The organism is Deltaproteobacteria bacterium (assembly GCA_016874775.1).
GTDB lineage: Bacteria > Desulfobacterota > Binatia > Bin18 > Bin18 > VGTJ01.
The window spans coordinates 1-11,594 of record VGTJ01000185.1; the positions used below are offsets into that span (position 1 = coordinate 1).

The 11,594-nt window shown below is 55.3% G+C and carries 13 protein-coding genes; 10 read left to right on the forward strand and 3 right to left on the reverse strand.

Annotated features, from left to right (window positions below; translation table 11 throughout):
• Positions 1–102 precede the first annotated feature (102 nt).
• Positions 103–513, forward strand: a complete 411-nt coding sequence (locus FJ147_23710; protein MBM4258897.1) for a hypothetical protein — start codon at positions 103–105, stop codon at positions 511–513.
• A gap of 13 nt (positions 514–526) precedes the next feature.
• Here the strand turns inward: FJ147_23710 and FJ147_23715 are convergent, their stop codons facing one another.
• The 3 genes from FJ147_23715 to FJ147_23725 all read right to left on the reverse strand — a co-directional run bounded on the left by FJ147_23715 (position 527) and on the right by FJ147_23725 (position 2,876).
• Positions 527–1,021, reverse strand: a complete 495-nt coding sequence (locus FJ147_23715; protein ID MBM4258898.1) for a GNAT family N-acetyltransferase — start codon at positions 1,019–1,021, stop codon at positions 527–529.
• A 5-nt stretch (positions 1,022–1,026) separates the two neighbouring features.
• Positions 1,027–1,512, reverse strand: coding sequence for a nuclear transport factor 2 family protein (locus tag FJ147_23720; protein MBM4258899.1), 486 nt, complete (start codon positions 1,510–1,512; stop codon positions 1,027–1,029).
• A 482-nt stretch (positions 1,513–1,994) separates the two neighbouring features.
• On the reverse strand, positions 1,995–2,876 hold the full coding sequence (locus FJ147_23725; GenBank protein ID MBM4258900.1) for a 2,3-dihydroxybiphenyl 1,2-dioxygenase: 882 nt from the start codon (positions 2,874–2,876) through the stop codon (positions 1,995–1,997).
• 274 nt (positions 2,877–3,150) lie between these two features.
• Between FJ147_23725 and FJ147_23730 the strand changes: the two genes are divergently transcribed.
• From FJ147_23730 to FJ147_23770, 9 genes are all read left to right on the forward strand, one after another.
• Positions 3,151–4,206 (forward strand): LLM class flavin-dependent oxidoreductase, encoded by a 1,056-nt coding sequence (locus FJ147_23730; protein ID MBM4258901.1) that lies wholly within the window; start codon positions 3,151–3,153, stop codon positions 4,204–4,206.
• An 88-nt stretch (positions 4,207–4,294) separates the two neighbouring features.
• Positions 4,295–4,744 carry a (2Fe-2S)-binding protein gene (locus FJ147_23735; GenBank protein ID MBM4258902.1) on the forward strand — a complete coding sequence of 150 codons (450 nt, stop codon included), beginning with the start codon at positions 4,295–4,297 and terminating at the stop codon, positions 4,742–4,744.
• Between the two features lie 75 nt (positions 4,745–4,819).
• Positions 4,820–6,994 (forward strand): xanthine dehydrogenase family protein molybdopterin-binding subunit, encoded by a 2,175-nt coding sequence (locus FJ147_23740; GenBank protein ID MBM4258903.1) that lies wholly within the window; start codon positions 4,820–4,822, stop codon positions 6,992–6,994.
• A 20-nt stretch (positions 6,995–7,014) separates the two neighbouring features.
• The gene (locus FJ147_23745) at positions 7,015–7,518 is read left to right on the forward strand and encodes a sulfur oxidation protein SoxY (protein ID MBM4258904.1); all 504 of its coding nucleotides are present in this window, start codon (positions 7,015–7,017) and stop codon (positions 7,516–7,518) included.
• A 103-nt stretch (positions 7,519–7,621) separates the two neighbouring features.
• Entirely contained in the window at positions 7,622–7,870 is a 249-nt protein-coding gene (locus tag FJ147_23750; GenBank protein ID MBM4258905.1) for a thiosulfate oxidation carrier complex protein SoxZ, read from the forward strand.
• The gene (locus FJ147_23755; GenBank protein ID MBM4258906.1) at positions 7,867–8,223 is read left to right on the forward strand and encodes a sulfide dehydrogenase; all 357 of its coding nucleotides are present in this window, start codon (positions 7,867–7,869) and stop codon (positions 8,221–8,223) included. Before FJ147_23750 ends, FJ147_23755 begins: the two co-directional genes overlap by 4 nt.
• A complete protein-coding gene (locus FJ147_23760) occupies positions 8,220–9,488 on the forward strand; it encodes a cytochrome C (GenBank protein MBM4258907.1) in 1,269 nt (422 codons plus the stop codon). The genes FJ147_23755 and FJ147_23760 overlap by 4 nt, the downstream gene beginning before the upstream one ends.
• A gap of 40 nt (positions 9,489–9,528) precedes the next feature.
• Positions 9,529–10,776: a sulfur oxidation c-type cytochrome SoxA gene (soxA, locus tag FJ147_23765; GenBank protein MBM4258908.1), complete on the forward strand. Its 1,248-nt coding sequence runs from the start codon at positions 9,529–9,531 to the stop codon at positions 10,774–10,776.
• 231 nt (positions 10,777–11,007) lie between these two features.
• Positions 11,008–11,499, forward strand: a complete 492-nt coding sequence (locus FJ147_23770; GenBank protein MBM4258909.1) for a hypothetical protein — start codon at positions 11,008–11,010, stop codon at positions 11,497–11,499.
• The last annotated feature ends 95 nt before the right edge of the window (positions 11,500–11,594 follow it).

Sequence of the window (11,594 nt, forward strand, 5' to 3'; positions counted from 1 at the left end):
TCTTCCAAATGCTCGGCCAGATACGTACAGGTGCAATTCTTCGGCGTGCTCACCAAATATTCGACGTACTGCTTCTTGGTAATCATATCCCTAAAATGATACTTGTGGTCCTCAAGCGTAAGTCCTGTCGAAGATCGCATCGCTGCTCTGTACAATCACGAACTCAAAGAGCGTGGCTATCACAACTTGGTGACAGTGTGGTGGAATATCGAGCTCGACTTCCTGTCGTTTTCTGTCCACGATGGCCACCGAAGACAGCAATGGACTGACAAAGATCAGGAAGTGTATTTCAATCCTGACTTCATGCGGCGGGTGTGGTTTCCCATTCCGATGAAGACCCAAGCCACTGTACGCAGGCCAGATGAAGGGTTTTTGCGCCCCCATCTGTATCGCGACAAACTTCCTGAGGAACGGAAAGTTGTACTGTCACCTGAAGTCGAAGCCCGCGTGCAGGCACAAGAGGCTGCTGGGCGGTTGGTCTTTGGCGAAGAGACCGTAACCGCAACCAAGTGACCAACTGACCTGCTTAGGTGCAGAAAGAGAAACTGACGGTGGTGTTCACGGGTTGTTCGCTATAGGGTTCTTTGCTGCACGATGAGAGGAGACGTCGCCAGAAGGCTAGGGCGCCGGTATTGCGTTGCAATACACTCAATTCCCACAATCCGGGAAACCGCGCGAAGACTATCTCCACCGCGGTTCGTCCGATACCGGTCCGCCGCAAATTTCGCAGCACGAAGAATTCGCCGAGCAGATACTCTCTACCTGATTGCATGAACGCGCTCGGTGCCTGCATGATCAAGGCGAAACCGACCCGCTGGGATTCGGCGACAAGCAACAAGGGCCAATGTGTTCCGGCACCGAGCCAGTAGGGAAGAAAATCTGGTTCCCAGAGTCCCTGCTCGTTCAAATGGTAGAGCCCATCGTCAAACTCCGACAGATCGTGCAGGTAAAGTGGATAGACGTTGGTGAGCCAGGTGCGATCTATCGGAGATACACGGGCATCTATGAGCGAGAGTTGCATACGCCTCAGCGTCCCATTTTCAGTCGATCTTCTTGTGCCCAGCCTTCGCGTAGCGGCACGGTGAAATACGGGGTCAGCGCCATCTTCTTGAATTTCCACTGTCCATTGACTTTGACATACTCGTCATCATAGCGGGCAGCAACCATATAGCTTTCACCCTTAGAAACAGTACGCGCCTCAAGATAGCTCAAGCCATGACCAGTGGATCCTTGCAGGTCAATGTCATGATTATGCACAAACTGTTTCACAAACGATAACAGCTTCGGCAGCGCATCAAAGAACTTCTTCAGTTCCACTCTGCCCTGCGCCTTGCCGAGATAGCCAAAATCGAGCACTCCATCTTCCGTGAACAAACCTGGAATCTCATCAAGTTTAGTTTCATTCACGCATTCGTGATAACGAAAGCGCAGTGTACGGATGGCTTCGGTATCTTTCAGTTGTTGAACTTCTGCTTCCAATGCGGCAAGGCGTTGCTCAATTGTCTGTGACATATATCCCTCCTTTGCTGTGTCTACTGCTAGTATTCAGTCACACTGAATGTGAGGGGTCGTGTTCGCCCTGCCTGCGCAGGCGTCATCCAGGATCTTCACCTAGAAGCGGCGCCTTCCGGCCCCTGGCATTCCGCTCTCGCGAGCATGCCGCCTCTGCTTACTCCCAAGAGTCAGCGTGACTGACCATTAGACTCTGTAGAGGTTTAGCGGGAAAAAGCAAGCCATAGTATTTACCATATTTAGACTATAGTCACAAAAGAGTTTTCTCCAAAACTTTCCTCCCCATTACGAAGAAGTTTCTCCCAGTTGAAAAGCCTGCCAAGCTGCAAAAAGATTGAAAACCATGATTTTGAGTATAGTCGATATATTTTGTAAGTCGTGCCACGAGGGAGGTTCTTCGGACAAGAGTCCCACAAAATACAGCTACAGTGAAAAAGCGGTGGCCACGAGACGGAGCTCTGCAGCTGACCACCGCTCACAACTTACCCTCCGAATCCCCCCTCTTCAGGTTCGTGGCCGTACACATCACGTACATAGTACTCAGATTGATGGGTCGCAGGTCGCCCACCCCAACCGTACTCAATCATCCAGCCGGACGGATTGCGAAAATAGAAAGAGTACATATGGTCGTTGGAATGCTTGCCTGTCCGAATGTTGACGGCAATCTTTTGTTGTCGCACCAGTTCCTCGGCCAGGCCGACGTCGTCCAGGTTATCCACTTCTAGCATCACATGATTGAGGCGGCGCTTTGATGGACCGATGCCAAACGCCACGGTATGGTCGCGATCGTTGCAGTGCATGAAGGTCGGTGTCACCACGTGCGGACCCACGTTGATTTTGTATTCGACCCCACCACGCATCCCCAGTGCACGGTAGAAACGATATGCCGCTCTGGGATCCTCTTGTCTGACGATGCAGTGACCAAGGCCTCCGGTACCGGTCTTGAAGCGTCCGTGCATACGCCGGCCCGGGTGGAATGGCTTGCTGAACTGCACCTCCGGACCATGAAAGATTTCAATCGGGTTTCCACTCGGATCACTGAGCTTTAACACCTCTAAGACACGGCGTTCAGCCGCCTCTTCTGGTGAACCCATCCGAAACGTGATACCGGCTTCGGTCAGTTGGTGCTGCATTTCGGCGAATTCTTCACCGCCAGCGACGCGAAAGCCAAGATATTCGAGGTCATCACTGCCGTTGGCATGCAGGACAAAACGATGATGCCAGTAGTCCATGCGCAAATAACAGCGGTCACCTTCACCCTCGTCGCAGAGCTCAAGACCGACAATGGTAGTGGCGAACTGTTGCCAGGCTTCAACGTCTTTTACCCCAATGCCCATGTACCCCAGCTCTGTCACTTGAACCATAAGAACCTCCTATCACTTGTAGTTTCGTAACCGTAGGACACGCGCTCCTTGTCCGTCCAACTGAAAGACCCAGCACAACGTCGGGCTTTACCACACTGGTTTCCTTGTCGCTATCCAGGTTGAGCCGAATAGGGTAGGGTGCACGCGACTCCGCTTTAGGCAACGACAGTCGTTGACTCGCTCACGTGAGAAGAGGACTATCGAAACACCAGGCAGGAAGGCATGCTCCTCCTGGCCTGCGAAGGCTGCGCCTGTTCCATGAAGGAGGAAACTTATGAAATTTGGCCTGTTCTACCAATTGCCATGTGGACCAAGCCAAAACGAAGTGACACGCTATCACGAAACGATCGAACAGATCGCCTATGCGGACGAACTCGGATTCGACGTTGCGTGGCTGGCTGAATTGCACTTCAATCGCCCGTTTTCTATCATGCCCGCGCCGTTACTCATGGCCACAGCTATTGCGCAGCACACCAAGCGTATACGCCTTGGGACTGGGGTAACACTCCTGTCGTTACATCACCCCTTGCGCGCTGCCGAGGACGCCGCCACCGTCGACATTCTGACCAACGGTCGTCTAGAGTTCGGCATTGGCCGTGGGACGATTGCATTACATTTCCAAGGGTTCAACGTGTCTCGCGACGAGAGCCGTGAACGATTTGAGGAAGCTCTGACGATCATCCTGAACGCCTGGACGCAAAAGAGTTGTCAATTCTCTGGCAAATATTTTGAGATCCCGGAAACGTCAGTGGTACCGAAGCCATTGCAGAAACCTCATCCTGCGCTCCGCATCGCCGCCAACAGCCCAGAGACGGCGGTGTTCGCTGGCACCCGTGGGTATCCAGTCCTGGTTGCCGCCACCATCCATCCGTTCCCAGAGCTGCCGAACCATATCGCTATATATAGGGAAGCGTTCAACGCGGCAGGCCATCAGCATCTCCAACAGGACGTAGCAGTCGCATTCAAGTTATTCGTCACAGACAGTGCAGAACACGCGCGCACGGCAGTTGAGGACAGTACGATGCATTATTTTCAAACCGTGAGTCACCAAGCCAAGCTGGGACAACGGGACCAAAGTACGTCATATGCGTATCTTCGTGAGGTGCGACAACGGTTTGATACTGTCCAGTGGGATGATATTGACCGCACAATGGGCATCTATGGATCACCCGAGGCATGCATTCGTAAAATCACGGACGCTCATCGACTCTGTGGCATGAATCAGTTGATCAGCTGGTTCAATCCCGGTGGCCTGGTCCCACATAAACAGGTCCTCGCTAGCATGCGTCGTTTTGCGCACGAGGTGATGCCAGCAGTACAAGGGCTGTAGCGATAGCACCTGTTCTTGATTGGGGGTCTATTCTGGGTTAAGGAAGAGTACTGCAGCGGTCAATATCGTAGGGAAAGAGGGGGAACTCATGATCGAACTCGTGGTGAACGGCAAAACGCGGTCTGTCGATGTCAACCCAGACATGCCATTGTTGTGGGTACTGCGCGATGTTCTAGGTCTGACCGGCGCGAAATACGGCTGTGGTATGACACTGTGCGGTGCGTGTACAGTACATCTCGATGGTGAAGCAGTACGTGCATGTGTCCTCCCTACCTCGGCTGCAGTCGGCAAGAAGATTGTCACCATCGAAGGCCTCTCACCCAATGGCACCCACCCTGTGCAAAAGGCTTGGGTCGCTGAGCAAGTACCGCAATGTGGCTACTGCCAGCCCGGCATGGTGATGGCTGTGGCCGCACTCCTTAAGAAGAAACCGAAACCAAGCGACGCGGATATCGACGCTGAAGTAACCAACATCTGTCGCTGTGGCACCTATGCACGCATTCGCAAAGCGATTCATGCGGCAGCGGGCAAGGCCTAAGCTCTGTACAGCAATGTGAGCGAACATCGCGGGGGGGTTGTCACATAAAAAGATAGATTGTCACAAGGAGTAACTATGGTCTCCTCTCGTTCGTTATCTCGTCGTGCTTTTCTGGTTCGCAGCGCCGCCGTAAGTGGTGGGCTTATGGTCGGGGTGTGTTTCCCTAAAGCAGTGCTGGCCAAAAAGGCGCAGAAAGCAGCGGCTGCGCTCGGCCCAGAAGTGACCGCGTGGGTGCTCGTCAATCCCGACGACACGATCCTCATTCGCGTCGCCCGCACCGAGATGGGGCAGGGAAGCTTCACTGGTCTACCCATGCTCATTGCCGAAGAATTGGCCTGTGACTGGAAGCAAGTCCGTGCAGAGTATGCCTCTACGACCGAGCACTTGCGACGCGACCGCATTTATAAGGACATGTTAACCGGAGGGAGTCGATCGATTCGTGACAGCCATGAGTACCTGCGCAAGGCGGGCGCGGCCGCACGAACAATGTTGATCACTGCAGCAGCGCAGAAGTGGGGCGTGCCGCCAGCAGAATGTACCGCTGCGAGTGGTGTCATTACGCACGGCAGCAGTAAACGAACAGTGAAATTTGGTGCAGTGGCCAGTGATGCTGCCAAACTCGATATCCCGCAGGATGTTCCGCTCAAGGATTCACGAGAATGGAAGTTGATCGGCCAACCGGTGGCGCGGTTCGACATTCCAGACAAGGTCACCGGCAAGACAGCGTTCGCCATTGATACACAACTCCCTGGTCTGGTCTATGCGGCGATCGCCCAATGCCCTGTGTTCGGTGGCACGCTGAAGAGCGCAGCGGCGGACAAGATTTCTAGCAAGCCGGGAATCGTCAAAGTTGTACCGATGGACAACGCCGTCGCGGTCGTGGCTGAAGGCAGTTGGTGGCATGCGCAACAGGCGCTGAAGGAGCTACCGATCGAGTGGAACCTTGGTGACAACGCAAAGGTCAGTAGCGCCAGCATTATGGAATTTTTGCGCGGCGGAATCACTGCCAAAGAGGCGCCGGTGTCGCGGCAGGAAGGTGATATCGATAAGGCCTTTACCGCAGCGGCGAAAGTCGTGGAGGCAGAATACTATGCCCCGTATCTCGAACACGCCACTATGGAACCGCAGAATTGCACGGTGTACATCCTCGATGGTCGAGTGGAGGTATGGGCACCATCGCAGAATAGTGAGGCAACCGCAGCATTAACGGCGGAAGTCACTGAGATTCCGGTCAGCAAGGTTGAAGTCCACAAGGTCCATATCGGTGGTGGCTTTGGTCGTCGCGGTCTGGTACTCGATTTCGTTCGTCAGGCGGCAACGATCGCCAAAGCCGTCCCCGGCAAACCCGTGAAGCTCATCTGGTCGCGGGAGGAAGACATACAGCACGGATACTATCGACCGGTGGCGCTGGTAAAGATGCGCGCTGCTCTTGATGCCACGAATCAGCCTACAGCTTGGTATGTCCGACAGGCGGACCAGTCGATCTTCAACGCCGTGCGCCCGGAAGCGATCAAGAACGGGATCGATAGCATCGGCGTGCGAACGTTTTCGGATGCACCGTACGCGTTTCCCAACATTCGTATGGAATACGCGATGCGCAATACCCACGTACCTCCTGGCCCGTGGCGAGCAGTGGCCCATACCCATAATCCCTTCTTCCGCGAGTGTTTCATTGACGAACTCGCCGTAACTGCCGGTCAGGACCCATATCAGTTTCGCCGTAAGCTGTTAGCCAAAGCGACGAGAGATTTGGGGGTCCTTGATGCCGTGGCGAAAGCCGCGAATTGGGAGAAAGCACTTCCTGCAGGCGTGCACCGAGGCATTGCCGTCCAGGATGCGTACGGGAGCTATACTGCAGCGGTGGCTGAAGTGTCCGTTAGTGACAAGGGAGAATTAAAGATACAGCGGCTCGTGATTGGCCTTGATAGTGGGTACGTGGTGAACCCTGATTCTGTACGCGCGCAGGTAGAAGGGTGTGTTGTGTACGGCCTGACGGCGATCTTATACGGGGAGATCACGATCAAAGAAGGAAGAGTTGAGCAGTCTAATTTTCATGACTATCCGATGATGCGGATCGCTGAAATGCCAAAGGTGGAAGTGGTGCTCGCGCCGACTGGCGGTTTTTGGGGCGGAGCTGGTGAACCGCCACTCGCACCGCTGGCACCGGCGATTTGTAATGCCATTTTCGCGGCGACTGGCAAGCGGATTCGCTCGCTACCATTGAAACATCATGATTTGCGGAAGGCATGAGGCGTATCGGTAGCAGGACGATGACACACAAGGGCATGTCACGGCGAGAACTGCTCGGGGCCGCAATCGCTCCACTCTTTGTTTCAGGTCTCACACGGGAGATTGCGGCAGCAGACATCCCTCAACATATCCAGGCGCTTATCGTTGAGGCTACAGGAGGAGTGACACCGAGCCGAGGAAAAGTAAAGTTGACCTTGCCTGCGATTGCCGAGAGTGGGAATTCGGTGCCGCTCAAGCTGCAGGTTGATAGTCCCATGACCGCAGAGAGTTACGTGCGCAGCATTCACATTTTTTCAGCGCGGAACCCACGGCCGGTCATTGCGCGATTTCATCTCGGTCCGCAGTCCGGTCGAGCCGAAGTGAACACGCGCATTCGCCTTGCCGGGACCCAGGAGGTTTTCGCGCTAGCGATCATGAGTGATGCATCGGCGTGGCTCGGGTCCACAGGGGTGGTCGTAACCGCCGCGGCGTGTACAGATGAAAAACAGGAACAGCAGCGTAACGATCCCACCCCACGTACATAGGACGCCAGACAAGGGTTAGGTCGTGGCTAACGCTCGCATCCAAGTACCAGCGTCGCTCTCGCAAGGGGAAGTGTTTGAGGTACGAGTGCTCATCCGCCATCCGATGGAAACTGGCCTTCGCCATAATGACATCGGCCAATTGATCCCGCAGAATGTCATTCATCTCCTCACGTGCCGCTACAACGGAGTCGAAGTCTTCCGCGCCGAGTTGTTTCCAGGAGTCGCAGCCAATCCCTATGTATCATTCTTTACCACAGCCGTAGCATCGGGCGAACTAGAGGTCTCATGGACTGACGACGGCGGACAGACTGGTACCGAACGCGCTAGTGTCATGGTTCTGCCACGCTCATGAAAAACAGTTACGGCTGGCTCCAGGAGCTATCGATGCGATCATTGGGGCTCGCCCTCATCATCGTCATAGGACAGACGGCGCTTGCCTACGGGACCGATGCCACGCTCCGACGCACGATGGCTATCGCTCACGTCTGCACTGTGTGTCATGGCCCCGAGGGCCGCGGCACAGGGGCTATTCCGTCTGTGGTCGGACGCAACCAAGACGACTTGGGCGAACTATTGCGAGCATTTCGCGATGGCAGACGCAATGGAACGGTGATGCCTCGCTTGCTGCAAGGCGTATCAGAGAGCGAGATCGACGCGCTCGCCGCATATTTCGCCGCGCTCAAGCCACTGCCGAGGCGCAAATGATAACACGTCGGTCGTTTCTGCAGCTCGCGACGGGCGCGCTTGCCCCGAGTCTTCTGAGCAGTCGCAGTCAGGCTCAGGCGAAAGCGAGAGTGGTCGTGGTTGGGGGTGGCTTTGGCGGCGCGACATGCGCGAAGTATTTGCGCCTGGGCGACGCTTCCCTCAACGTCATTCTCATCGCGCCGCAGAAGCAATTTATTTCGTGTCCATTCAGTAACGCTGTGATTGCGGGCTTGCAACCGCTCACCTCGGTCACGCACACATATGACACGTTGCGTCGTCGTTACGGTATTCGCGTCGTGTACGCCACAGCGACCGCATTAGACCCGGTCAAACATCACATCACACTCAGTGATGGCAAGACCCTCAGCTATGATCGCGCCGTGCTCGCACCTGGTATTGAACTCCAGTGGGGAGCCGTGGACGGATATACCGTAGGGGCGAGCACGATCTTTCCTCATGCCTGGGAAGCCGGGCCCCAAACGGAACTGCTACGCCGTCAACTTGAAATGATGCCGAATGGCGGACTTGTGGTTATCACGGTCCCGGAGAATCCCTACCGCTGCCCACCGGGCCCATACGAGCGCGCGAGTCTGATTGCGCACTACGTGAAGCAGCATAAGCCTCGCGCAAAAGTCCTCATACTCGACGCCAAAGACAACTTTACCAAGAAAGAGCTGTTCATTGCGGCGTGGAAAGAACTCTATAGTGGAACACTCGAATGGATTGCCGGGTCTCAAGGTGGGCGTTTGCAACGGATCGATATACAGAAAGGCATCGTGCGCACGGATTTTGACGAATACAAACCGGCCGTGGCGAACATCATACCACCACAGCGAGCCGCGACGATCGCCCGGCAGGTCGGCCTTGACGAGGGGAAAGGCTGGTGTCGTGTGCGTGCCTCCACCTTTGAGTCGGCGGTCCATCGCGATGTTCACATAATCGGTGATGCCGCCATCACCAACCCCATACCGAAGTCAGCGTTCGGCGCCAATGTGGAGGCAAAAGCCTGCGCCGCCGCCATTGTGTCTCTTTTACGTGCGGAGCCAGTCCCCGAGCCCGTGCTTATGAACACCTGTTACAGCCTTGTCGCCCCCAACTACGGGATCTCTATCACTGGCGCTTATCGTGTCGAGAACGATGCGCTGGTAACGATTACCGGCAGTGACGGCACGAGTCCACTCGACGCACCGGCGGAAGTACGTGCGCGCGAGGCTGACTATGCACACTCCTGGTACACCAACATCACCGCAGACACGTTTTCTTGAGCGTCAGTGCCCAGGGTAGAGAGTGCTACGAATTCCGCGTATGGATCGCCATCACCAACAGTGCTTGCGGTCGTTTGTCGCTCTACTCGTACTGTTGACCTCTGTGTCCGTAGAGGCGAACGACAAGCGCTCAAGCAAATCAGGCCAACAGCGGTACCACATTGTCGATCATGCGATCCCGCAGCCCCTCAGCAGCACACCGGGTGACGCAAAGCGTGGCAAAGCCGTTCTTGAAGATCAAGAGCGTGGGAATTGTCTGGTATGTCACATGACCCCGCGTGGAGACCGCCACATGCAGGGCACGGTCGGACCACCACTCGACGGTGTAGCGAATCGCGTATCTCTCGCCACACTACGATTACGGATCGTCGATTCCCAAGCGTTTGCTCCCATGTCGGTCATGCCATCATATCATCGCACGCACGACTTGCACCGTGTTGACGGGCGTTATGTCAACCAGACGATCCTTACGCAGCAGGAGGTGGAAGATATTCTCGCGTATCTGGTGACCATGACAGAGACCCCGGCCGAGGTGCCGTCTCCATTATCATCACCGACAACAGCTTCTCAGACATCACCCCGCGGCAACCCGCCACGCTCTGGTTTCACGTACTTGTCGCCGGAAAGCCAACAGCTCCAAGACGACGAATTTGCCAACCCAGGGATGCTATGGGTCGAGCGCGGGCGAGAACTGTGGAATACGGCTGACGGTACGACTGGTGTCGCGTGCGCGACATGTCACGCGAATGCAGCCACGAGCATGAAAGGAGTACGGCCACGTTACCCACGCTATAGCAAGCAACGACGGAAGCTCGTCAACCTAGAGCAGCAGATCAATTGGTGCCGGGTCACACGGATACAGGCGCCAGCCTTCGAGTACGAATCGGAGCCCTTGCTGGCGCTCGCGACCTTCATTAGCTTTCAGTCCCGCCACCTGCCAATGCAGGTAGCCGTTGATGGCCCGGCGCGACGGTTCTTTGCTGCAGGACGGACCTCGTTCGCGCGGCGTCGCGGGCAACTCAATCTCGCGTGTGGCCATTGCCACGACCACAACAGTGGCAAGCGACTGCGCGGGGAGATTATCAGCCAGGGACAAACCAACGGCTTCCCCATTTACCGACAATTGTGGCAGACTCTGGGGTCATCTCACCGCATGTTTGCTTGGTGTAACACCGCTATACGAGCTAAACCCTTTGCGCTTGGTTCCGATGAGTATGTGAACCTGGAATTGTACATGGCCTGGCGTGCACGGGGGTTGCCGGTCGAAAGCCCAGCCATTCGAAGGTAGGAGTGATGCGTCAGAGTAATACGGCTAAGGCCGAACGCGACGAAGAGCGACGCTGAGTATGATGTGTCGCCAATCAGCTGGACGTGTGGAGGGACAGATTTCGCTGGCTTTCACGGCACGAACATGGTACCGTCATCCAATCACCAACGGTGTGGCTTCTTCAAGCACAATGAAATGAATGGGATAGGCGGACCCAGAAGTCACGCATGATCACTCAGCTCCGAGCAGTTCATGGCAGACGAATATTATCAATTCCCGCAACGACGGATAGAACTCCCTGCCGACTTTGCCCCGATTCTCATGGTCGTTATCGACACCGAAGAGGAGTATGACTGGAGTCGTCAGGTTGACCGCAACAACACTGCGGTCAGTGCGATGGCCAGTGTTGATGTCGCTCAGCGGATCTTTGACGAGTACGGCATTCGCCCCATCTATGTCATTGATTATCCGATCGCATCGCAGGCTCAAGGTTTTGGTCCGTTGGTGGACATCACCAAGTCGAACCGGTGCCAGATCGGCGTTCACCTTCATCCCTGGGTAAGTCCACCCCATGTCGAAACTGTGAATGCCAGGAACTCCTACATCGGGAATCTCCCCAAGGAATTGGTAGCAGAGAAGATGACCGTTCTGCGCCAGACGATTGCAGACAACCTCGGTGTTGCTCCAGTCATCTTCAAAGCCGGCCGCTATGGCCATCCCTGTAAAGGTCTGAATCTTTCATGATTTCGCGGGTTCTGCTGAGATAGGCGCGTGTCGTGGGGAGAAACTCAAGTTCAGGGAGAGAGAAGGGAACACGCGATGATCTTAGGAGCATGCTT

Coding starts and splice junctions, on each gene's coding strand:
- FJ147_23715 (MBM4258898.1), bottom strand. CDS start 1,021: ATGCAACTCTCGCTCATAGATGCCCGTGTATCTCCGATAGATCGCACC.
- FJ147_23720 (MBM4258899.1), bottom strand. CDS start 1,512: ATGTCACAGACAATTGAGCAACGCCTTGCCGCATTGGAAGCAGAAGTT.
- FJ147_23725 (MBM4258900.1), bottom strand. CDS start 2,876: ATGGTTCAAGTGACAGAGCTGGGGTACATGGGCATTGGGGTAAAAGAC.
- FJ147_23730 (MBM4258901.1), top strand. CDS start 3,151: ATGAAATTTGGCCTGTTCTACCAATTGCCATGTGGACCAAGCCAAAAC.
- FJ147_23735 (MBM4258902.1), top strand. CDS start 4,295: ATGATCGAACTCGTGGTGAACGGCAAAACGCGGTCTGTCGATGTCAAC.
- FJ147_23740 (MBM4258903.1), top strand. CDS start 4,820: ATGGTCTCCTCTCGTTCGTTATCTCGTCGTGCTTTTCTGGTTCGCAGC.
- FJ147_23745 (MBM4258904.1), top strand. CDS start 7,015: ATGACACACAAGGGCATGTCACGGCGAGAACTGCTCGGGGCCGCAATC.
- FJ147_23750 (MBM4258905.1), top strand. CDS start 7,622: ATGGAAACTGGCCTTCGCCATAATGACATCGGCCAATTGATCCCGCAG.
- FJ147_23755 (MBM4258906.1), top strand. CDS start 7,867: ATGAAAAACAGTTACGGCTGGCTCCAGGAGCTATCGATGCGATCATTG.
- FJ147_23760 (MBM4258907.1), top strand. CDS start 8,220: ATGATAACACGTCGGTCGTTTCTGCAGCTCGCGACGGGCGCGCTTGCC.
- soxA (MBM4258908.1), top strand. CDS start 9,529: ATGGATCGCCATCACCAACAGTGCTTGCGGTCGTTTGTCGCTCTACTC.
- FJ147_23770 (MBM4258909.1), top strand. CDS start 11,008: ATGGCAGACGAATATTATCAATTCCCGCAACGACGGATAGAACTCCCT.